16 protein-coding genes are annotated in these 22,205 nt (G+C 39.9%); 8 read left to right on the plus strand and 8 right to left on the minus strand.

The window, feature by feature from the left end; all coding sequences use genetic code 11:
• Positions 1 to 65 precede the first annotated feature (65 nt).
• Positions 66 to 1,676, minus strand: a complete 1,611-nt coding sequence (locus Q4600_RS08020) for an ABC-F family ATPase (protein ID WP_229369193.1) — start codon at positions 1,674 to 1,676, stop codon at positions 66 to 68.
• Between the two features lie 405 nt (positions 1,677 to 2,081).
• On the opposite strand from Q4600_RS08020, the gene Q4600_RS08025 reads away from it, so the two are divergent.
• The 3 genes from Q4600_RS08025 (at position 2,082) to Q4600_RS08035 (ending at position 4,897) form a co-directional block, all read left to right on the plus strand.
• A complete protein-coding gene (locus tag Q4600_RS08025; protein WP_102526548.1) occupies positions 2,082 to 2,672 on the plus strand; it encodes a DUF6795 domain-containing protein in 591 nt (196 codons plus the stop codon).
• A 45-nt stretch (positions 2,673 to 2,717) separates the two neighbouring features.
• On the plus strand, positions 2,718 to 3,890 hold the full coding sequence (locus Q4600_RS08030) for a lipase family protein (protein ID WP_303515082.1): 1,173 nt from the start codon (positions 2,718 to 2,720) through the stop codon (positions 3,888 to 3,890).
• 176 nt (positions 3,891 to 4,066) lie between these two features.
• On the plus strand, positions 4,067 to 4,897 hold the full coding sequence (locus Q4600_RS08035; RefSeq protein ID WP_303515084.1) for a hypothetical protein: 831 nt from the start codon (positions 4,067 to 4,069) through the stop codon (positions 4,895 to 4,897).
• Positions 4,898 to 5,116: 219 nt separating this feature from the next.
• On the opposite strand, the gene Q4600_RS08040 is transcribed toward Q4600_RS08035, so the two are convergent.
• The 4 genes from Q4600_RS08040 to Q4600_RS08055 all read right to left on the minus strand — a co-directional run bounded on the left by Q4600_RS08040 (position 5,117) and on the right by Q4600_RS08055 (position 11,180).
• Positions 5,117 to 5,647 (minus strand): (2Fe-2S)-binding protein, encoded by a 531-nt coding sequence (locus Q4600_RS08040; protein WP_303515087.1) that lies wholly within the window; start codon positions 5,645 to 5,647, stop codon positions 5,117 to 5,119.
• Positions 5,644 to 8,469: a xanthine dehydrogenase family protein molybdopterin-binding subunit gene (locus Q4600_RS08045; RefSeq protein ID WP_303515089.1), complete on the minus strand. Its 2,826-nt coding sequence runs from the start codon at positions 8,467 to 8,469 to the stop codon at positions 5,644 to 5,646. The genes Q4600_RS08040 and Q4600_RS08045 overlap by 4 nt, the downstream gene beginning before the upstream one ends.
• 468 nt (positions 8,470 to 8,937) lie before the next feature.
• Positions 8,938 to 9,330 (minus strand): ribosome recycling factor family protein, encoded by a 393-nt coding sequence (locus tag Q4600_RS08050; protein ID WP_229369118.1) that lies wholly within the window; start codon positions 9,328 to 9,330, stop codon positions 8,938 to 8,940.
• Positions 9,331 to 9,626: 296 nt separating this feature from the next.
• Positions 9,627 to 11,180, minus strand: a complete 1,554-nt coding sequence (locus Q4600_RS08055) for an ammonia-forming cytochrome c nitrite reductase subunit c552 (protein WP_303515092.1) — start codon at positions 11,178 to 11,180, stop codon at positions 9,627 to 9,629.
• Between the two features lie 1,352 nt (positions 11,181 to 12,532).
• On the opposite strand from Q4600_RS08055, the gene Q4600_RS08060 reads away from it, so the two are divergent.
• The 3 genes from Q4600_RS08060 to trmH all read left to right on the plus strand — a co-directional run bounded on the left by Q4600_RS08060 (position 12,533) and on the right by trmH (position 15,344).
• The gene (locus Q4600_RS08060; protein ID WP_303515095.1) at positions 12,533 to 13,189 is read left to right on the plus strand and encodes a DedA family protein; all 657 of its coding nucleotides are present in this window, start codon (positions 12,533 to 12,535) and stop codon (positions 13,187 to 13,189) included.
• Between the two features lie 409 nt (positions 13,190 to 13,598).
• On the plus strand, positions 13,599 to 14,423 hold the full coding sequence (locus tag Q4600_RS08065) for a mechanosensitive ion channel family protein (protein ID WP_102529323.1): 825 nt from the start codon (positions 13,599 to 13,601) through the stop codon (positions 14,421 to 14,423).
• A 228-nt stretch (positions 14,424 to 14,651) separates the two neighbouring features.
• Positions 14,652 to 15,344: a tRNA (guanosine(18)-2'-O)-methyltransferase TrmH gene (gene trmH, locus Q4600_RS08070; protein ID WP_102529324.1), complete on the plus strand. Its 693-nt coding sequence runs from the start codon at positions 14,652 to 14,654 to the stop codon at positions 15,342 to 15,344.
• Positions 15,345 to 15,527: 183 nt separating this feature from the next.
• Here trmH and Q4600_RS08075 read toward each other — a convergent pair whose 3' ends face one another.
• The 3 genes from Q4600_RS08075 to Q4600_RS08085 all read right to left on the minus strand — a co-directional run bounded on the left by Q4600_RS08075 (position 15,528) and on the right by Q4600_RS08085 (position 18,120).
• Positions 15,528 to 16,718 (minus strand): kynureninase, encoded by a 1,191-nt coding sequence (locus tag Q4600_RS08075; RefSeq protein ID WP_303515100.1) that lies wholly within the window; start codon positions 16,716 to 16,718, stop codon positions 15,528 to 15,530.
• A gap of 57 nt (positions 16,719 to 16,775) precedes the next feature.
• Entirely contained in the window at positions 16,776 to 17,672 is an 897-nt protein-coding gene (gene kynA / locus Q4600_RS08080; protein ID WP_102529326.1) for a tryptophan 2,3-dioxygenase, read from the minus strand.
• 223 nt (positions 17,673 to 17,895) lie between these two features.
• Entirely contained in the window at positions 17,896 to 18,120 is a 225-nt protein-coding gene (locus tag Q4600_RS08085; protein ID WP_303515103.1) for a hypothetical protein, read from the minus strand.
• Between the two features lie 591 nt (positions 18,121 to 18,711).
• Between Q4600_RS08085 and Q4600_RS08090 the strand changes: the two genes are divergently transcribed.
• The gene (locus tag Q4600_RS08090) at positions 18,712 to 21,144 is read left to right on the plus strand and encodes a S8 family serine peptidase (RefSeq protein WP_303515105.1); all 2,433 of its coding nucleotides are present in this window, start codon (positions 18,712 to 18,714) and stop codon (positions 21,142 to 21,144) included.
• Between the two features lie 187 nt (positions 21,145 to 21,331).
• Positions 21,332 to 21,940: a protein-disulfide isomerase gene (locus Q4600_RS08095; protein WP_303515108.1), complete on the plus strand. Its 609-nt coding sequence runs from the start codon at positions 21,332 to 21,334 to the stop codon at positions 21,938 to 21,940.
• The last annotated feature ends 265 nt before the right edge of the window (positions 21,941 to 22,205 follow it).

The following is a 22,205-nucleotide window of genomic DNA, read 5'->3' on the forward strand; positions in this document are numbered from 1 at the left end:
AAAATGCCGCTAACCATTAAGTTAGCGGCATTTTATTATCAGCGGAAAAATCTAAATTGCTGTGCTTATTTACCTGCGAGTGCAGCGGCTTCAGCTTGGCTAGCTAGGTATTCATCAAAACTGCCGTGAAAGCTGACGAGTTGTTGATCTCTTACATCAATAATGTGCGTCGCCAATGATGATACAAACTCACGGTCATGACTGACGAATATTAACGTACCTTCAAACAACTTAAGTGCATTGTTCAACGCTTCAATGGCTTCCATGTCCATGTGGTTAGTCGGTTCATCCATGACTAACACATTGATGTCTTGCATCATTAACTTGCCGTATAACAGACGGTTTTTCTCACCACCTGAACAATTTTTTGCTTTCTTGTTGGCGTCATCTTCAGTAAATAACAAACGACCTAACATACCACGTACCATAAGGTCGTTATGTTTAGGGGTACGCCACTGCGACATCCAATCAAATAGCGATAAATCATTATCAAAGTCTTTGCTGCTGTCTTGCGGGCAATAACCAATTGCAGCGTTTTCAGACCACTTAATCGTGCCGTGATTGTTCGCTAGCTCATTGACTAAACAACGCAGCAATGTGGTTTTACCCACACCGTTTTCACCGATAACCGCAAGCTTAGCGCCCGCTTCTAAAATTAAATCGCCACCAGCAAATAACGGTTCACCATCAAAGCCATGGCCTAATTCTTCAATCACTAATGCTTGGCGATGCATTTTTTTACTTTCATCAAAGCGTAGCGATGGCGTCATACGGCTAGACGATTTCACTTCATCTAAACTGATTTTATCTAGTTTTTTAGCACGTGAGCTTGCTTGTTTCGCTTTAGATGCATTGGCCCCAAAACGGTTAACAAAGTCTTGCAGCTCTGCCATTTCAGCACTCTTTTTAGCATTGCCTGCCAATAGCTGCTCTTGAATAAGGCCAGACGCTTCAAGGAAGTATTCGTAGTTACCCGGATAAACACGCAGCTCACCATAATCGATATCAGCCATATGAGTACAAACTGAATTCAAGAAATGTCTATCATGTGAAATGATAATCATGGTGCACTTACGCTTGTTAAGCTCGCCTGCTAACCAAGAAATGGTATGAATATCCAAGTTGTTGGTCGGTTCATCAAGTAGCAAAATATCTGGGTTTGAGAATAATGCTTGCGCCAGTAACACCCTGAGTTTCCAGCCTGGTGCAACTTGTTGCATCAAGCCAAAATGAAAGCTTTCTTCAATACCCGCTTCTAATAGAATTTCACCAGCACGAGATTCTGCGCTGTAGCCATCCATTTCAGCAAACTCACTTTCAAGATCGGCCACTTTCATGCCGTCTTCTTCGCTCATTTCAGGCAGAGAGTAAATACGATCACGCTCTTGCTTCACTTCCCACAGTTTTGCATCGCCCATAATCACAGTATCAACCACACTGTATTGCTCAAAAGCAAACTGGTCTTGGCTCAAGGTACCGACTTTTAAGCCCGGTGTAATTGAGACATTGCCAGAGCTTGGTGCTAACGCACCACTGAGAATTTTCATGAAGGTGGATTTACCACAACCATTTGCGCCGATCAGACCGTAGCGGTTGCCGTGGCCAAATTTAGCAGAAATGTTTTCAAACAATGGCTCAGCGCCAAACTGCATGGTGATGTTGTTTGTACTAATGATAACGGCAATCCTCGGGGTAAATAGTCGAATAAATGAGCTTTAAAAGCAGCGCGGCAGTATACAGAGTATGCAGTTTTTTAGATAGAGCTAATCCCACATAGATAGCTATAGATAATGATAAAGTCTAGGTCGGGGCATTATTTAATAAGCTGAATGTGATGCAAAACACGTGTTCCTATATTAGTAATGTAAAATAGCCATTCAAATGGATAGTCAACCTTCCGCTAATCATCACACTAAAAAATCCACTAATCATGCACTGTCATCAACTATCGAAAGAATAAGATAGTCACCATTCTTCCCAATAAATAGAGCAAAAATAATTACTTTTGATAATAGATCTCAATCTATCTAGCCGATAGAATTTAGTGATTTATTATATTTATAGCAAGGAAGCGCGAATCTATGAATACTCGTATTTTCACTGGCGTTATTGCGATTTTACTACTGATTGTAACAGTCAGTAGCCTATCGGAGGAATCGATGTTGGGCCTATTCAAAAAAGCAGTAGATGTAGAAGTTTTTCCTGAAGTTTCTGGCCGATTAACTCTAAATGGCGAAGCTGTAGAGGGATTAACACTGACACGTGGTTTTTTATACCTCAATGCTATGGAGCAAGGCATAGAAGATCAGGCAACAACAGACAAAAATGGCCAATTCAGATTTCCAAATTTGACATGGGAAACTAAGTACCCAAATAACCCATTAGCATCTCAAATCATCGCACAAAGAATAACAGTTGATGATTCTAATTTTCCAGATGTTGACGGTGTCTATTTATGGAGTACTGAGTCTAGAGGCTTAAAACACATATCATATTTTCAAGAAAGATTATTAAGTTTGAATTGCGAACTCACCGAGTCTGAAATAATTCATCAGATCATTGATGAAGCTTTTCCTGATGGATCGGTTCGTTATGAAGTGGGTAGCATTTGTCGCTGGCCTTCATTAGAAAAGGTTGAAGTAGAAAAACGCAAAAAGTTCGGAAAATGGTAGTCCCTTTTGCAGGAACTAAATAGCTGAAAAACAAGGATAGTTTTCATGACAACATTATCACCTAAACTAGCTTCACAACTTGCTTCGAGTACATATTCTTTAACAGGAAGCGATGCTTCATTTTTTAGAGAAAGTACCTTTGGCACTTCATACATTAGAGATAATTTTTCTTTTAAAGAAATAGGTATTGGTAGAACTGGTGGATTCATTTTAAACCGTCACTCAGGTTTCGCTGCTGTAGGCGTCGGAAAGGGCCAATATCAAGGCGATGCGGTTATCGCTGTCAGAGGGACGGAGTTCAGTTCAAAAGCCGATTGGGCAACCAATGCACAAGTTGGACTTACTGCGAGTGATGCCGGTCAAATTGTGCATGCAGGCTTTAATAATGCTTTTAATTCTTTAAAACCTCAATTTGCCACCTTTTTAACTCAATGGCGAAAGAATAACCCTGGCAAAGCGATTCACTGTGTAGGACATAGCCTGGGTGGTGCAATCGCATCTCTAACGGCTGACTGGGCTGCACACTCTAATTATGCTTCAAACGTCAATTTATATACATTTGGAGCGCCAAGAGTAGGACAAACCAGCTTTGCCACAAAAAATACTAACCGTCTTCATAAAATACACCGCTGTACACACGGCGCAGATATAGTACCTAAAGTGCCTTTATGGCCTTTTATCCATGCTCCTTTTAAAGGCTCTGAGTACCGACTTGATAATAGCCAAGGGATCCGTATTAGTGCACATGGAATGGATCCCAAATCAGGGGCCAATCCTGGATACTTGACCACTGCTAATACAGAAGACTGGGGACAGCTATCAGTTAAAGCAAATGAGTTCTTGCAACCAGTGACATTGCGTTATGAAAACCGCAATCAAGCTAGTTACAGCGATTATTGGTGTGACCGTTTAAGTGCTGCATTGATTACGACGTTAAAACGACATGGTTATTATGCGGCGGTAGCAGCGCAGGCCACAGCTTCTGGGGCTCTCACTTTATATGACCTTATCGCAAAAACACTACTTAAAATTTCAGAGGCGGCAAAAACTGCAGCTGATGAAGTAAGAGGATTACTTGGTCATATGTTGGCATTTGCAGGGTCAGTTGTCACAGTAGTAACCGATTTAACTTTTATCACCATCCGCACTATATTCGAAAAAATGCTCAAGCGTTTATATGAAGGCGTGAAACAAGCGATTAAATTTGTTCACAAATAACTGGCACTTAACTTATACGCTTTAGTGAAATTGTAAATAGCTAAGCTGCAAAGGACTAGGTTCCTACACATTTAGCCGAGTTCTATTCGAAATGAAACGAACCTTTGGGTTCGTTTTATATTTCCAACAGTAACAGTCATAGATGACAGTTACCGCAAATAAAGAATCAGTAAAAAATGGATTTTAATACTTGGTTAGTTGTTGTCTCAATATGCTCAATAATTTCAATATATTACACACAGCGCTCAAATAAAGCTCAAACTCAATCTCAAGATCAAGATCAAGTCGATACTCAAGTCGAAACCCAACCCCAAAAGAACACCTTCACCATTGACAGTCTCATCTGCTTAACACCCATTTCTGTGTTCTTTTTCGATGCTCCACACTGGGATCAATTTCTGTATCTTGGCTTTATTCTAATGGTGACAATTGCCATCAACGCATACATAGACCACATTCGAGGAAATGATAAACAGCACTCAATGCAAGTATATAATTTGGTCTCAGCATTTTTTGTATATGGGCTCATTGCCTTTTTTATATACGAACCAGATACGAGTCAGCCCATAAACCAAGTGACACAACATTTATCTGACTCAAGTACAAGCCAAAGTCATCCTATTGGAGAAGCCTCTGTTTCTGAAAGACAAAGCCCTATTCAATCATCAATAAGCTTTTGGGAGATGTTCATAGGTTATTTGATAGTGCTGGGCCTAAATGCCCTCTTTACAGCTATCAATAATCCAAAATTTGATGCATTTAGCTTAGCAAGCCCTATGCTTTACTTTGTTCTGCCATTTTTAAGTGACAATTTTTGGTGGTGTTTGATTGTGAGCGCAATTTTGGCTTTTACTACCGCCCATGTCAGCATTGAAATAAAACTAAAAGAAGATAACTCAGCGCAAGCGGGCATCATGTTTGCTTCTGGATTTGCAATCATGATCGCGATCTCTTTGAGTATAATAATTTACTTTATGTTAACTCTGATGAATCGAGCGGCCAGCTAGCATCTAAGGACATAATGACCTACCAAGTATCGAATTCTAGCCTTACCGCTCTTATTTCAGCTTCAGCGCACATGTATGCCCCTTGACCTTAGCGATTAGCCTTTAAAAATGAATTTATACTGGGTGTTAACTACCTTGAACGTTTCTATTATTACTTTAAATAAAAGCCCATTCCCATTACAGGGAATGCGCTTTAGATTACGTAACCATTTATTATCGTTAAATAGTTAAGCCTTTGGTCGCCAAAATCAGTTTTTTAGCCGCTTTAAAGTAACGTACATATCCAGTACAACGACAGACATGCTCTCCTAAGGTATCTTCAATCACCCGTTCTACTTGGTCTTTCGCGATGGGTTTTTGTTTCAGTTTTTCAATCAATGCCACTGTTTCATTAGTAAAACCAGGGGCGCACCAACCACATTGAAACGCAAAGTTTTTGATAAAAGCATTTTGCACAGGATGCAGGGCGATAATTTCACCCACGTTATTTTTGGTTGCATGGCCTTCAATGGTTCTAATATTCAGGTTATTAAAAAGCATGACATTTGCAATACAAGTCCGCCTAGTGCTTGAGGTGCCATCATCATTATCTACAATCACCACACAAGCATGGCAAATACCTTCGCCACAGCCAAATTTAGTCCCAGTAAGGTTAAGGTACTCATGTAAAAAGTTGACCATTGGCATGCCTGGGTCTATCTCAAGTGGCCCATATTGCTTACCATTGATGGTTAAGTTTAACGTGCTCATGCATTGGCCTCCGAAATATCTTTAGCTGTAATAGGTAAATGGTAGAAACGTTTTTCAGTGGCTTGATAAATCGCCTCAACAACCGCGGGAACAATTGGGATCATCACCACTTCAGCTAAGCCTTTTGATTCATCACTTCCATCAATAGTCGGTAGGAGCGTGTAGTCAAGAGTCCACACACCATTGTCTTTGGCAAACGGGACTTTATAACGGTCAATGTTCCACTCCCCATTACCCGCGCCAGTATTATCTTGTGGTAATGCTTCATGAAGTACATGGCCTATCCCCATGGTAAGCCCACCTTCAATTTGTCCTTCAACTAATTCCCGTACATGCACTTTTCCAGGTTCTATCCATGTGTGCGTTCTAAGAATGTCAACTTCGCCAGAGACCTTGTGAACAGCAAGTTCTACCATAGTTAAACAAGGAGTGTAATAACGTACCATCGCGCTATTGAGCTTTACTTCTGGATAATTGACAGCTTGTCTTTCTTGCACCACAAAGCCCTGTTTATTTTGCTTAGCTTTTACTGCGTCACTGGCGCCGATGCCGTATTCCAATGCGATGGCATCTAGTGGGTATTCTTTTTGCTGCTGATTAAGTTCAAATTTTGCTGTTGCCCATTGCCAACGATTAAAACCATGGGTCATGACACCCGTTATCATGCCTTCGGCGTGAGCTTTCTTACATATGATAGACAGTGATAAAGGCTCAGCATCTTTAGCATGCAATTGGCCACCTTGCCAGCTCACATCGGTAATGGTGATACCGCTATAACCTTGCTTTTCCCATATCGTTTTTGCGGCCATAAACAATGACTCTTCAAATAAAATTTTGGCTGCATATTTAGTCGAATGACTTTGAAAAAAAGCTGATTGGCTTGCTGATGATGCTGATACGACCATAGGGGTCCAACGTGGATTTTTAGCCATTTTGTCTTGATGTTCTTGGCTCATTATATACGGGCTAGCATCATCAAAAATCTCCAATGCATCAAACACTTCTATTTGTGCAATATCAAGGTTATCTGCTGCTGAGCCCAAGTATTCTGAAATTAAGCTGGCCTGAGAAGTATCAGTTCCTGTACCCATTTCAACAGAGAACACTTTCACCACCACTTTTCCATCTGGCGTTACACCAACATAGGAGGACGGAGCATTAGAGCCAGTGCCGTAATCTTTACTGACAAAACCAAAACCAACGCCCATTGATTTATCTGGATTGGCTTGGTCAAACTTGGTTTTATTGGCTTGTCTGTTTTGCCACATTTCATGTTTTTCAGCCAAATCGAGCATTTCTTGGTAGCGAATATTTTCAAGAGGCACTGAGCCTTGGGTATTTTTGTCACCATTAACCATGGCGTTGACGCGGCGAAGTTTGAAAGGATCCACTTTCATTTCATCTGCTGCTTCGTTAAACATCATTTCTATAGATGCCATTGATTGCAAAGAACCGTAACCTCGCATTGAACCAGCCGTCGGCAAATATGATGGTAAACAGGTCGCCACAATATCATTTCTGGGAATGTAATAAATGCCTTGAATAGCACTCGCTCCCACCATGGCAACTGATGAGGAGAAGTTAACTCTACCACCACCATCTAAGTTCATGTCTGCCACTAAACCTTTGAGTTTAAGGCTCGACTTATCAAATGCTAACTGATTAGTAAAATGGAACGGGTGGCGCTTAAGTCCTGACTGAAATTGCTCAAATCGATTATTGGCCAGTCTTACCGGAGCATCTGCAAAAATCGATGCAATCATGCCGTAATACGGAAAAATAGTATGGTCTTTACCGCCAAACCCGCCTCCAATATAAGGAGAATGAACCACAAGATTTTTAATCGATTGGGTTAATGGGCTTTCACTGAGTACCTTGCCAGCTTGAAGATAAAAATCTTGGGGGGACTGTGTCGTTATTACCACGTGTAAAGTTTGGCTTTTTTTATCGAAAAAGCCGTTGTAGGCTTCTGGCTCTAACATCATAGGTTCAATCGATTGCGTTTTGTATTGTTTATTTAATACAAACCAATCATCGTTAGATGTCATCTCTTGACGAAGAGTCTGCGCAAGATACATCCCTCGCTCGCCAATATCATCACTGCCTTTTACTGGGTTAGGCCAAAGCAATTTTTGCCCCTCATATTTAGGGAAAAATTGCCCCGAATGATATGTACTATAGATATCATCATCTTGGGATCCTTTAGCTGACTCTTCACGGACAATCCGCCAGCCAGCATAAGGTTGTTTTGAGGCAGCATTATAAGGCACGGTTTCAGGGCCATATTGCACAAAATGCTCATGAAATTGCAGCATCATTTTGGCTTTTAAAAACTGAGCAAAATCATTAAATAATAAAATGGCCACTTCATGGCCTAAATAATCAGGCGCGCTGCCTTTTTTAAGCAGCATATTATCACCGTAAAAAGACGGTAACTTTAGATCATTACTCTCTAAATCTTCAGCTGTAATAATTTTGTAAGGCATCAGATCTTTAGGAATAACACTGAGGTCGAGGCCTTGATACACTTTATCGGCAATGTGAGCTCGCACAATAAAAGCATGATGCTGAGTGTCTGGCCAAGACGGGATATCTTTTGCGCGATAATCACGACCGTAAATTTTCTCGCCAGTGATTTTTTCTATCGCATCAAATCGAAATGCAGGCTTGCCATCTTGATACCAAGTTTCAGCCAGTGAAGAAGCAACACCTTTAGCCATTGCACTTTGCTGTTGCAATAACATCGGTGCACTATAAACAGTTACCCCACCGATAACGCACTTTTTCATGAAGTCCCGTCGGGATAATTCCCACTGTTTCATACCTAACTCTCCTAAAGTTACCTGATGAGTAAATATCGTTAAGATTCATTTTCAAATAAAGAAATGAGCCTAAGAGAAGCAAATTACCTAAGTCCAAAATACCTAAGTTCAAAATACAAAACCAAGCAAAATAATGGCTCGTAAGCAAGTATAGACAGCTATTGAGCAACTGATTCAAATCTATTGTGATTTAAATTAGAGATGCACGATATACCTGGGAATAATGGTGATACTAAAGACATTGTCGACACACAAAGGAATAAGCATCAGGCTTAGCTTTGATGATAAATAGCCTAATTAATGCCATTCAATGAACGTAATAAACAACCAGTGACAGAGGGGTTAACAACAGGCGTTATTGGGAATAATAGATGGGAGTAGAAGCTCAAATAAGTGTTTAATTTTAAAGCAAAAAGTATGTATAAGTACATATATAACAACACTTAATAATCTGCTTAATCATCATATCTACCAAATATCAGTCTCAAATCGCGCTGTGCGGGCTTCAACTTCAGTACAATCGGTTAATTGCATCAATTCTGCTAGGGTAATATTAGGCGTTTGAGTAATAAGCCGTTGTAATTTTTGCGTTAAGGTTTCAAGTTTATCTTCATGGCCAATTAAACCGATATCGATTTTCTTAATCAGATAAGCAAAAGTAATTGAATCATTGGTTTTAAGCGACACTCCTATGGTTTGCACATTGATAGCATCGCCTACAAGCGTCCAGTTTCTGGAGCGCCTTACTCGTTTAAGTTCACATTGATATTGAGCGCAAATGACTTTCGCTTGATTAACACTGTCCCGTCCTATTCGGTGAATAAGTGACGGTAAAGCAATGGTAATGTGTTGAACCTTCAAAATGAGATATCGCATTGATAAGAGGTAAGTCTATTTTACTGATTTAGCCCACTGATGATAGCGCTATTAATGACTTCAATGACCAAGCGAATCTTTATGCACATCGCGTATGGTATACATTGCGTATGATGCACATTGCGAATAATAAACATTCTCCAATAAGGTTTTACTTATAAAAAATGCCAGTCGATGAACATCGACTGGCATTTTGCTGCCACAGTGACAGATTTGAACGGTGATAGTGGAGAGTCTATTTATTCAAATCGCACTGATTCATTAAAGCGTCAGTAACTGAATTACTTAAGCTCTACTGGCCATTCTTTTTCTACACGCTTTTCAATGAATAGCTCTTTTGACGCTTTCATTGCTTCAAGGTCTAAACCAACAAGAGGCTGAACTTTCGCTTTAGTGTCGTATTTAGTGGCATCGTACTTGTATTCTGGTGCGTACTTTTTCAGTAATGCATCAGCTTCAGTAATTGCAGCATCTAAAATATCGTTAGATTTCTCTAACAAACGGATGGCTTCTGCAGGGTTATGAGCATGGATACCATGTGATGCTGTTGCACTATCCCAGAACCACTGAGCATTTCTCACTTTGGTCAGTAAGCTGTTCATTTCGCCAGATAGTACTGATTTAGTTTTCAATGCGGCTTCGTAGTTACCTTTCGCCACTGCAATGCCTTTACCAGCTTCTAAACCTTCGATGCCATTCGCTGACCAGATTGCTTGCGCTTTAAAGTGCACTTCAGTCAAACGTGGATCTGTGCCGTCAGCTTCAAAACGTAGCTTATTGATTTCAGCTTTACGCTCATCAAGGATTTCATTGAAGTCTTCTGCTTCATGACAGCTTTGGCAGCTTGATGGTAATGTTTCAGCTTCAAACGTCACTTTATGATTAGAGTACTTGCCGCCCTTTTCATTTTCAGCTTTAGGCATATGACAAGTTGTACAACCAAACTCTAAATGGCTATCCATTGCATGCTCAGTACGATCAAGCATGTTTTCAAACTCTGGGTGTTGCGCTTTAATCATTGGTGCACCAGAAACAGCATTGGTCCAATCTTTAAAGCCGCGCTTATCAAAGTAAGCCAGTTGTGCTTCAGCAGCAAAACCTTCATATAAACCGTCAGTTCCTTTGTAGCCTACAAACTCTTTATAGTCTGTATTAACACCAGGTACCCAGTAATCCATTGGGTATTTAACTTTCTTCTCATCGGTTCCGTCGAAGTAGTATTCAACGTGACACTGAGCACACGTCTGACTGGCCTGCATTGTGGCGTCTTGCTTATCGAAGTCTTTACCAATCGATTTCATAGCGCGGTCGGTGTATGGACGACTTAAACGAATCTCTTCTTTGCCTAATTCATGACAATCAGCACAACCGATGGTGTTAGACATCTCGTGGCCCCAAGTTGACCATGCATTGTCTGAAAACTTGCCTTCGCCGACTTCGTCATACATGCGAGCGACATCAGGTGTTTTACAAGACCAACAGCTTGCCGCCATTGCTTCACCAACCATCTTACCGTCATGGCCTACCATTGGGTGACCAACGCGTAATGTTTTAACGATATCAGTTAATGCAAAGTGATGACCACGAGCACGATTGTAGTCTTTAGCGAAACCATAACCTGCCCAGGCGCTGACTAAGTTAGGGTTGCTTGCTAATAAATCATCTAATTCACCTGAAGCTGGTGTAGTTTCTTCAGTTTCGGCCCAAGTTTTATATTGCTCAGGGAAAGTTTTTTGCCAATTTTCACTTTTATATAAATCGACTTCGCCCGCCACACTGTAACCTGTAAAAGCAGTTGTTAGCATTACTGCGACAGCTATTTTTCTTAATTTCATCATCATTCCTCAATGGGATTATTATTATTTATAATTTGATAAATACATCTGTTCATCTCACTTACCAAATACATCAATCAAACTTTCAAAATTAAAAAATCTAATTAATTTAAAACAATTAATATCACAACAAGTTAATCACGACAGGGCTTTACAGTATTAATGTGACCATAACCAAAGCAAAGCTAATTACTTGTCACACTTCAAATTTTCACCTACAAAAGACATACCTCCTAAGGGGTATTAAATTGATTTTATTTAGATGAAATAGCGCATTAATCCATCTAACTAAAGCAGGAATATTTATACAACCAGCCACAAAAAACACATAAAGTTAAAAAAACACATGTATACAGATAGTTAGGTTGACATCAACATTAATAAAAAACATTAATACTAACCTTAATTTAATAACAACCAGCATCGAGCAAGCTCACACTTATCTAAAAAACCAAATAAACATCAAATCAAACCCTTATTTACACTTCTATTTTTCAGTACAAAGTCTATTACCTACAAGGTAAAACTTAAAACAACATTAATTTACACTTAATTTGTTAAACATCACAATAAACTTATAAAAACAAATGTATTCATAAACAAGAAATAACTAAATTAGACATAGCAAGATTATTACAAAAAACAAAAAACTGAGGAATAAATATATAAACACATTCATACACAAAAACTAATTAAACAGAAGGTAATCAAACAGCAACTAATTCAGAGAGAATTAATTTAAAAGATGCCTATATACGCTATCAATCAAAGTTAGTAATCAAAGTTAGTAACCCAAGTTATTAATAAAAATTAATCCCACAAGCTTTAAAAATTAAATCATTGGCTATTAAGCCTATTTAACATTAGCTATAAGCTTCAACTTCATCATTTGTATTAATTGTTCTGAAAATTGAAATTCATTAAACGCTCTTCAACTGATTATATGAGTTACAACCTCATTGCCTGTGCCCATGCTATCGACTTATGCCATGCAGCCATCACTTAGAGAGACAACTAACAAAGCCATCGGGATAGATTGCCAATATAATCATCAAGATAGATGATCAACAAAGTCAGCAGGATAAATTACCAAACAACAATATACTTTGCGTAAGTCAGCTTAGAGAAATTATCAAGATTCCTGTTAAACCCCTCCTGTAAATAAATCAAAAATTTAAACAAATAAGATTCGACAGACAAATTATTTAACAAATATTTACGCTGAGGTACAAGGATGGGCATTAATTAATGAAGCTAGATTTAATGAAATGCTAATCTATCGTTGAATTACGGAATAACGACTTGCTGCTCTTTCAATTTAACAACACTTTACTCTGCTTAGAGGAGATACAATGTTTGATGTAATGCTTTCTATTTGGCATCAAGATTTTGATGTCTTATTGGAAACAGTCACAATCTATCACCTAATGTTGATATTAGCGCTCATTTTGTTTCTTGAATCTAGCTTTGTCTTTTTACCTCTTCCCGGTGATGGACTCGTGTTATTTGTAGGTAGCTTAGTGGGTTTAGGCGTTGTAGAACTTCAGCATGCCTTTCTATTATTAACCTTTAGTGCCGGGTTAGGATCTTGCATCGCCTATATTCAAGGAAGGTGGCTGTCTCATCACCCCATTGTGACTAAAATTGAAAACGGTCTGCCAGACAATACACTACAAAGAGCGTCTAACTTATTAGAAAAGTACGGCTTTTTAGCCCTGTTTATCTCGCGCTTTATCCCGTTTGTTAGAGTGTTAACGCCTATGCTGATGGGTATTAGAGAGCTTGGCGTTAAACGCACAGTGTTGATGAGTTTTACCAGCGCAATGATCTGGAGCGCGGTGCTGTTATTTATAGGTCAATGGGTGATGAATAACCCGATGCTTAGTAATCATCAGGAAACATTAAATAAAGCCTTTTTAGTCGTGAGCTTAAGTTTAATGCTCTCTGCAACGATTGCGATGTTGTTTCGGTTTTCTAGAAAATCAAAACAACAAAGTGCAAAGCAGTAGTCACCACGCTAAATATCAGAGTTTTAGTTAGAGTTTTTAGCTTAAGCACTAAAACTCTGACTAAAAAACCTACCGATATAATTCAATGACTTACTTGTAAAATAAGCTTTTAGCTCTGTCTGATGCCAATCTTAACCTTCTAGTACATCAATTAGTTTGCCAATAATGTCGATTTACAATTTCTGGTCAAATAAGTCCTAAATAACTCAAGTAAAACAAGCCCTTCATTAGCATTAATAATGAGACTTTCATCACACTTAGTTGTTGATTGTGCTAAGCTAAATTCGATAACAATACACTTATGTCACTCAATCCCAATGAATTTACCTTTCATTGACTGAATCGTTGTCACTAACGAGATAATGTTTGTTAGCCCTAAGGCAAGAATCCCTTATATGCAGGAGGCATAATGCAAGATTACGTAGATCAAATCGATATCAATCAATACCTACCATTAATTATAGATGTTGGCATCAATGTACTACTCGCCGCATTAATACTGATCGTTGGCCTTTATATCGCGAATAAAGCCAGTGCAATCATTAATAAAATTGGTGAAAAGTACGATAAGCTCGACAATACTTTATTCCGTTTTTTAGGCAGTGTTGCTAAATACATCATTCTCGCGTTTGTTGCGATTGCGGTATTAAATCGCTTTGGTGTGCAAACCGCTTCAATCGTTGCCTTGTTGGGTGCTGCTGGCTTAGCGGTTGGTTTAGCGTTACAAGGAACATTATCTAACCTTGCTGCTGGTGTAATGCTATTGCTATTCCGTCCTTATAAAGTCGGTGATTTTATTAGTGCTGCAGATCGTTTTGGTAATGTGCAAGAGATTGACCTATTCACTACCATTTTAAGAACTTTCGATAATCAGCATATTATTGTACCGAACAGCCAAATTTGGGGCGCTCAAATCGTCAATCACTCATTCCATGATATTCGCGGTGTGGATATGCACTTTGGTGTGGCTTACAAAGAAAACACCGATGAAGTAAGAAAAGTGATTGATGCTGTACTTGCCGCTCATCCGCATATTTTGAAAGATCCGGCACCATTTGTAGAAGTTGAAACCTTAAATGACAGCTCAGTGGACTTCTTAGTCCGTCCATTCTGTCATGGCGAGCATTACTTCGACATCCTGTATTCAATCCCTGAGCAAATCAAGAAAGCACTGGATGAAGCAGGTATTGAAATTCCTTTCCCACACAGAAAACTGATCATCGAAAAAGAGTAACAATCTTGGGATTTTGATGAAAACAGCGAGCAAGTGCCTTTGGCCTTGCTCGTTTTACCTTTAGCAATACTAAAAAATCACACATCATTAATATCAAATAGCGACTCAACTCCAATTCCATCTCTTCAGACATACTAGTCGAGTTTAGTGCTATTTTAGCGTTATAATCGCTGCGCAAAATACCAGATAACGATTTAACCCATTTTTTAAAGAAGCAGAATTAACCCCATGACGCCAGAACGTTTAGCCCGCATCAACGAAATGCTTGATAATCGCCAAGTCGACCTCACGGTTTGTCTCGATAAAGTCCATAAAACCAATAATATTGCTGCGACAGTACGTACTGCCGATAGTGTTGGTATTCATCAAGTTCATGCGGTTATGCCTGAAGAAACCCTATGGGTATCAGGTAATACCTCATCAGGAAGTCACCGCTGGGTTAACACTATAAAGCATCAAACATTTACTGAAGCTCACGAACAATTTAAAGCTAAGGGAATGCAAATTCTTGCGACGACTTTTTCTGATACTGCGGTAGATTTTCGTGAAGTGGATTACACCAAACCCACAGTGATTGTGCTCGGTAATGAACGTGATGGTGTCAGTCCTGAAGCTATTGCAGCTGCCGATCAACACATTATTATTCCGATGGTGGGCATGGTGCAATCATTGAATGTTTCGGTTGCTGGCGCATTAATCATGTACGAAGCACAAAGACAACGTGAACAAGCCGGTATGTATAACAACAGACAACTTGATCACCAATACTGCCAAACTAAGTTGTTTGAACAAGGCCATCCTATTTACGCCAAAGCTTGCCGTAGAAAACAAATCCCTTATCCAGCTATCGATGAGAACGGCCAAATTGATGCTGATAGTGAATGGTGGGATCGCATGCGAGCGCCCGATCCTGATGCATAATCTGTAAAGGCATGAGTTAGCAAGCTTAAGTTAAACTGGTATAAGTTAAACTGGCGTAAGCTAAACAAGCTTACGCATCAAGAGATATCGCACTGAAAGCCCGCTTGCCTCCCACTGTCAAACAATAAAGCGAACCCAAGGGTTCGCTTATTCAATCATCACTATCTATACCACTAATACTGATTAGCGATGAATCAACTTCGAAGTATCTTCAATAATATTCAGTGCCTGATCAACCTGTGTATTTGTCACATAAGGCGCAGGGCCAAACCTTAGTTGGTTACCTCGACTATCACAAAGCAAGTGACTCTCGCCTAACTGTTTAACCCAATCACCAGCTTTATCTGTAGTCAAAGATAAAAATCCACCATTGGCTTGCACATCGTGAGACGGTAATCTCAGACCTAACTTGTCTTCACCTATCGCTGTAATACCTTGCCATAAACGTTTAATTTGAGCTTGATTTATCTCTCTTAAAACTTGGTCAGTTAACTGCTTCTGTTTAAAAAAATCAAACACAGCAACGGCGCGATAATGGCTGACAGGATCATATGTCGAACCAGCAAAAGCAGATTGCCCCAGACCATACCCCACTTTACCAGGTGCTTGGTCTAACACATCGAACTCAGCGTACCACCCTGTAATAATTGGACTGCCTTGATAACTAGCAGGGATCCGCATCATGCAATTACCTTCACCCGCTTGGCAGTATTTGTAACCACCACCGACCACAAATGCTGATTCAATCTGCCAGTGTTGTAAATTAAATGGCACCACATTTAAAGCATGATAGGCATCCACTAGGCAAGGCACGTTTAATGATTCAGCCGCTTTAGCGACTAAACCAACGTCATAGAAAATCTCACTGGTGTTAAAGAAAACTGCCGATAACATCACTGCATCGGTATCAGCATCGATCTTATCAATCACTCTTTGCGCTAACGTCTCACTTGGATGAACAGGCACGACTTCAATGGTACAATTAAGCTCTTGTAAACGTTGTAGTTGACGTCTTAAAGAATGAAACTCTCCATCTGTGGTGACGATTTTTAACGGTCTATTTTGCTTGGTTTTAACGTAGTTAAGATCCGATAAAAACCGTAAAATCAGTTCATGAGTTGATGAGCCTAAGGCTATTTGGCCATCTGGCTCCCCCATCAAGCTGCGATAAAAATCTCTTACGCTGTCAGCTTTCGCTAATGCTATGCCCCACTTATCATCTATGTGTTTTGCCGCATCGTCATAGCACTCTAACATGCCTTGTTTGGCCACATCTGGCCACGCTTGATGTGAATGACCAGACAGTAAAATACGCTTAGCTACATTAAATGCACAATAATGAGCTTGTAGGTTTTCGGCTAAATGCGTTGTCATAACGTTAATCTCTTAAATCAAATAATGGGCGAAGAAGTTGGCCACTTCCTATCAGTGCTATAAGTGAGTGCGTAGCTCAAACAACTCAGGGAAAAAACTGATATCCAATGACTTTTTCAAGAACTCAACTCCTGAAGAACCACCAGTTCCGGCTTTGTTACCAATAATTCGCTGTACTGTGTACATATGTTTAAAGCGCCATTGCTGAAAACTATCTTCAATATCCACCAGCTTTTCAGCTAACTCGTATAGTTCAAAATGCTCATCTGCATCTTGGTAAACATTAATCCATGCTTGTAGAACAGCTTGATGACTTTGATAAGGTTGGCTGACATCTCTAGCTAGCACTGACTCATCATCAATTAGGCCTTTCTGATGTAATACCTTAATGCTGACATCGTATAAGCTCGGTGCGTGTAACAGCTGATTTAACTCGATGTAAACTGCTGGATTGGCTTTATGAACCTCCAGTAAATCAGCATTTTTATTACCTAGTAAAAACTCAATTTTACGATAACCGTAAGACTGAAAACCCGATGAGTGGCCTAATGCATCACGAAATTTAAGGTAATCAACTGGGGTTAATGTGGCGAGAATATTCCATGATTGAGTGAGTTGATTCAGAATTTGTTTAACCCGAGAAATCACTTTAAAGGCATGACCAAAATCGCCAGACTTAATGTTATCAATCGCACACGTTAGCTCGTGTCCAGCCAGTTTTAACCAAAGCTCACTGGCTTGGTGGATAACAATAAATAGCATTTCATCATGTTCTTCAGATAGTGGTTGCTGCGCCGATAAAATCTTCTCAAGATTCAGGTAATCGCCATAGGACATATCATCTTTAAAATCTCGATGAATGCCTTCCTCAAGCTCTCTATAATTAGCTTTGGTCTCATTATTTTTATTGTTATCAGTCTGCTTTGCAGACTTATGACCAAGTGGGCAGCCCATGAACAAACTCCTTTTGTGACCTAATTCGGTTAAAATATGCGAGTTTTTAATCAATATTAATTGATTAAAACACCAACTAAATAACCTATCACGTCAATGAATGCCTGACTAACACTGCGAATACTTAAGCGTCAGTTTTAATTTACATTTTAATTGACGATAGGAATTAAACTCTGCGAATAAGAAATAATCCGTTGTAATAAGCCAACTTTGACACTCGTTTTTAGTGTTTATGCTGTAGCAGCGATTCCCCTTGTTTACCCTTTTCTCTTATGTCACCTAGGGCGTGTTGACCTTTGCTAATTAAATTTCGTTCGAGATAAAAACGGATTAAATGCGGCGAGTGAATTGCAGCCTTGCAATCTAAACACTCTTTATTCGCAAAAAATCCCTCAATAATGCCGAATCCGTTTTTAGCCAATCCTTGAAGGCTGCGTTTGTTGTCCATTTTTACGACGTTATCGGCTTTTTATGTAGCTTAACGACACCACATTTTTCTAAATGAGCAATAATTTGCTGCAATACAACCTTGAAATATCAACATGCCCTAGCAGTAACCACACTTTTAGTTATTCCGTTCAAACCAAGTTGTATAAATCATGATAACCATTGCCCAATCATCCATTTCTAAACCGATATCACTCTTAGCTATGCCCCTGCATAGGCGCTAATGTAAATTTAAAAATAAATTAAAAAATGAAAAAATATTTTTTATACCGTTAAATCATAAGTTTAATAACACTTATCATTTTATCCCTCCAAGCTTTGAGCCTAGCCCCAGTGAAATAAATAACGCATCACACTGAATATAAAATCATACCCGCGACCTCAGATAGCAACAAAGCCACCTTTATAAGAATATTTATTCATGTTAATGCGTGACTTACCAAGCTCAATTTACAAAAGAATATTTATTTACATTTATTTTACAAATGTAACAACTAAAGATAAATTGATCACAACAGGGCATCAAAATAGATTTTTGCGCTGTAAAAATAATAAAAAACAATTTTTTACTCTGAATAACATGGAAATAGTTATGACTAAAAACAAAGTAACAACTGTACTAGGAGTGTCAGTACTGGCACTTTCGATCTCTAACAGTATCAACGCTGCACCCTCTTTCACACCAAACTTGCATAGTAATGCAATACAACTAGACCAACAGGACCCACTCCCAAAACGCTATATAGTAAAATTCAAGAATGCCAATGCTGCATCAGCAGGGTTTTCTACAGCGACTGCTGATGCGATTGACGATGCGCAATATGAGCCAAGAAGCAATGAAGTATTTTCACATTTTCGTGCAATGAATAGCGTTGCAGCAAAAGAAATGAAACGTATTGGCCGCAGTAATAGCTATAGCGTAAAGCTCGATAGCAAAAATTTACAAGCATTAAGATACCGAGCTGATGTTGATTACGTTGAAGAAGATGTCCAACGTCGATTATTAAATGAAACCACGCCTTGGGGGCAGACCTATGTTGGCGCAACTTCAGTCAGTGATAGTCAAGCTGGCAACCGTACCATTTGTATTATTGATTCGGGTTATGATTTAGGACACAACGATCTGAATGCCAACAACGTAACAGGCACAAATAACTCAGGTACCAATAACTGGTATGAACCAGGTGCCGGCAATGCCCATGGTACTCATGTTGCTGGTACTATCGCCGCTATCGCCAATAACGAAGGCGTTGTGGGTGTAATGCCCAATCAAAACGCCAATATTCATGTTATTAAAGTATTCAATGCTTCTGGCTGGGGCTACTCTTCAGATCTTGTCGCCGCAGTGGACACTTGTGTCAACAATAATGCCGATGTCGTCACTATGAGTTTAGGAGGTTCGGGTTCAAGTAACACTGAAAGAAATGCCCTCGCTGCCCATGAAAATAACGGTGTGTTATTGATTGCCGCTGCCGGTAATGATGGTAACAGTACCCTCAGTTACCCAGCATCATACGATTCAGTTATGTCTGTTGCCGCTGTGGATAGCAATAAAGACCACGCAGCGTTTTCACAATACACAACGCAAGTGGAAATTTCAGGTCCAGGTGAAGCAATACTATCAACCGTCACCCGCGGAGAAGGCCGTTTAGCGGATATCACTATTAATGGCCAGTCATATTTTGATAATGGTATTGTGCCCCATAATCGCTACGTGTTGTCAGGTTCAAGCCATGTCAGCACACCATTTATCGGCACAGCTACTGGTGCATTAGCAGAATGTTCGGTCAATGGTAGTAGCTTTAACTGTGGCAACATGAACAATAAAATTTGTTTAGTAGAGCGTGTTGGTAACCAAGGTAGTACCTACCCAGATATTGACGCTGTTAAAGCTTGTGAGGCAGCTGGTGCAAGCGCATCGATTGTCTACAGTAATACCGACTTACCAGGGCTTCAAAATCCTTTCTTGGTAGACAGTAATAACGAAGCGCCTATTGTATCAGTGTCAGTTGACCGCGCTACGGGGCTAGCATTACGTAATCAAATCGGCTCTTCTGTTACTGTAACCAATACCGATAATGAAGATTACGAATATTACAATGGCACCTCGATGGCGACCCCCCATGTTTCGGGTGTAGCTACTTTAATATGGAGTCATCATCCAGAATGTAATGCAGCTCAAATTCGCGCAGCACTTAATGCAACCGCTGAGGATTTAACAATAGCTGGGCGCGATAACCAAACTGGTTATGGTTTAGTTGATGCGCAGGCAGCCAAAACTTACCTAGATGCATCTTGTACTGGGCCTACTGATCCGGGCACAGGTGTTGGTGATGACGAATTGGTCAATGGTGTTGCTAAGGCTAATTTGAGTGGCGGCACTAACGACGAGCTTTTCTTCTCAATTGATGTGCCTGCTGGCGCAACAGATTTAAGCTTTACTATGAGTGGTGGCAGCGGCGATGCCGATTTGTATGTTCTATATGGCGCAGCCCCAACCACTAGCAGTTATGACTGTCGCCCTTGGAAAGGCGGTAATGCAGAATCTTGCCCGATAGCAACGGCACAAACTGGTATTTACCATGTGATGGTACGTGGTTACAGCGCATTTAGTGGCGTGAGTTTAGTCGCTAATTACACTGAAGCATCTGGTGGTGGTACAGGCGGTGGCACTGGTGGCGCTGCGACCTATGCAAATAATAACAGTTACAGTATTCCTGATAACAATGCCGCTGGTGTCAGCAGCACATTATCTGCTGCGCGTACTGGCGATTCTGGTGAAATTACTGTGAGTGTTAATATTAGTCATACATACATTGGCGATTTAAAAGTTGAGCTATCTAGCCCAACTGGTCAAGTTGCCGTATTACATGACAATACTGGTGGCAGTGCAAACGATATTGTTAAAACATACACAGTCAATATGACTGGCGTTGAGTCTGCCGGTGATTGGAGACTTAAAGCAGTTGATAGCGCAAGACGAGATACAGGAACCATCAATGCTTGGGAACTCTCGTTTCAATAATTCATGATTAACGACAATCACTGAGTTTAATGGTTAATGCTAATGATTAGCCTTATGTCTGCCAGTTCCCCCCTGGCAGGCATTTTTTATTCCTCTGTAAACATCTCGCGAATAACAGACAAAGATTGAATAATGCTAATAAAGTATTTAGGATCGTTTTATCGATACTCAATCAAGAATTAACCCCATGACCACCGAGCTTTACTTTATCTACGACTCACATTGTCCTTGGAGCTATGCGGCAACGCCAATAGCAAATGCATTACAAGAAGCCTACCCAAAGATGCAGGTACACCTATTACATGCTGCCCATTACATGGGTAAAGACAGTGCGGGCGAAGAACAAATGGAAGCGGCAGAAAGATCAAGTGGACTGAAGTTTGGTCGAGATTATATCCGCTATGCAAACAGCCCTAAAAGCTCAATCAAGACCGCCAACTTAATGGGTTGGATGCAAAGCAAGCAAGCTGACAAACAGCTACCAGTGCTAAATGCCCTGCAAAGAGCACACTTTATTGAAGGCAATCCATTAAATACTAAGCATGATTTCATGGATATTGTAGAGAAATTTAAATTGTCTCCATCTAACAAAATATTCAGAGATGAGCTGAATATGGATGCAGAGTACGTGCTAGAAAGCATCGAAGAAATTCAGCAAATGATCGGTACTAAAAACTTCCCTGCAATGGTGATGACCGTAGGCGACAACGCAATTTTTATCGACCATTCAAAATACATCAGTAGCCCACATGCGGTAGTCGATGCTGTAAAACAAGAAATTGCAGCGTTTAAATAGCCGTTGTTAAACTGATTTGATAATAATGCTCTTTTTCAAGGCATTTGCTGAAAGTACTTGTTGATAGCTAAATAAAACACGGTTAACGACCGTGTTTTATTATGGCTAAAACTGGTGTGATAAGAGATTGATAACAAGGTAATAAGAGTGTGCTAGCCACCAGGTTTACACCCACCCAGTAACTCCTTTTCTGTAATATCCCATGACTAAGCAGCGCTTCTGTTACAATAGCGCGCATAATTTTCGATATGTACTCATTTGGGAT

The organism is Shewanella sp. 2_MG-2023 (genome assembly GCF_030548905.1).
In the GTDB taxonomy this organism is placed as follows: domain Bacteria; phylum Pseudomonadota; class Gammaproteobacteria; order Enterobacterales; family Shewanellaceae; genus Shewanella; species Shewanella electrodiphila.

What these genes read in the sequence shown, in the direction of transcription:
- Q4600_RS08045 (WP_303515089.1), bottom strand. Translation starts at nt 8,469, where the DNA reads ATGAAACAGTGGGAATTATCCCGACGGGACTTCATGAAAAAGTGCGTT.
- Q4600_RS08065 (WP_102529323.1), top strand. Translation starts at nt 13,599, where the DNA reads ATGCAAGATTACGTAGATCAAATCGATATCAATCAATACCTACCATTA.
- Q4600_RS08090 (WP_303515105.1), top strand. Translation starts at nt 18,712, where the DNA reads ATGACTAAAAACAAAGTAACAACTGTACTAGGAGTGTCAGTACTGGCA.
- Q4600_RS08075 (WP_303515100.1), bottom strand. Translation starts at nt 16,718, where the DNA reads ATGACAACGCATTTAGCCGAAAACCTACAAGCTCATTATTGTGCATTT.
- Q4600_RS08030 (WP_303515082.1), top strand. Translation starts at nt 2,718, where the DNA reads ATGACAACATTATCACCTAAACTAGCTTCACAACTTGCTTCGAGTACA.
- Q4600_RS08095 (WP_303515108.1), top strand. Translation starts at nt 21,332, where the DNA reads ATGACCACCGAGCTTTACTTTATCTACGACTCACATTGTCCTTGGAGC.
- Q4600_RS08040 (WP_303515087.1), bottom strand. Translation starts at nt 5,647, where the DNA reads ATGAGCACGTTAAACTTAACCATCAATGGTAAGCAATATGGGCCACTT.
- Q4600_RS08060 (WP_303515095.1), top strand. Translation starts at nt 12,533, where the DNA reads ATGTTTGATGTAATGCTTTCTATTTGGCATCAAGATTTTGATGTCTTA.
- Q4600_RS08035 (WP_303515084.1), top strand. Translation starts at nt 4,067, where the DNA reads ATGGATTTTAATACTTGGTTAGTTGTTGTCTCAATATGCTCAATAATT.
- trmH (WP_102529324.1), top strand. Translation starts at nt 14,652, where the DNA reads ATGACGCCAGAACGTTTAGCCCGCATCAACGAAATGCTTGATAATCGC.
- Q4600_RS08055 (WP_303515092.1), bottom strand. Translation starts at nt 11,180, where the DNA reads ATGAAATTAAGAAAAATAGCTGTCGCAGTAATGCTAACAACTGCTTTT.
- kynA (WP_102529326.1), bottom strand. Translation starts at nt 17,672, where the DNA reads ATGGGCTGCCCACTTGGTCATAAGTCTGCAAAGCAGACTGATAACAAT.
- Q4600_RS08085 (WP_303515103.1), bottom strand. Translation starts at nt 18,120, where the DNA reads ATGGACAACAAACGCAGCCTTCAAGGATTGGCTAAAAACGGATTCGGC.
- Q4600_RS08025 (WP_102526548.1), top strand. Translation starts at nt 2,082, where the DNA reads ATGAATACTCGTATTTTCACTGGCGTTATTGCGATTTTACTACTGATT.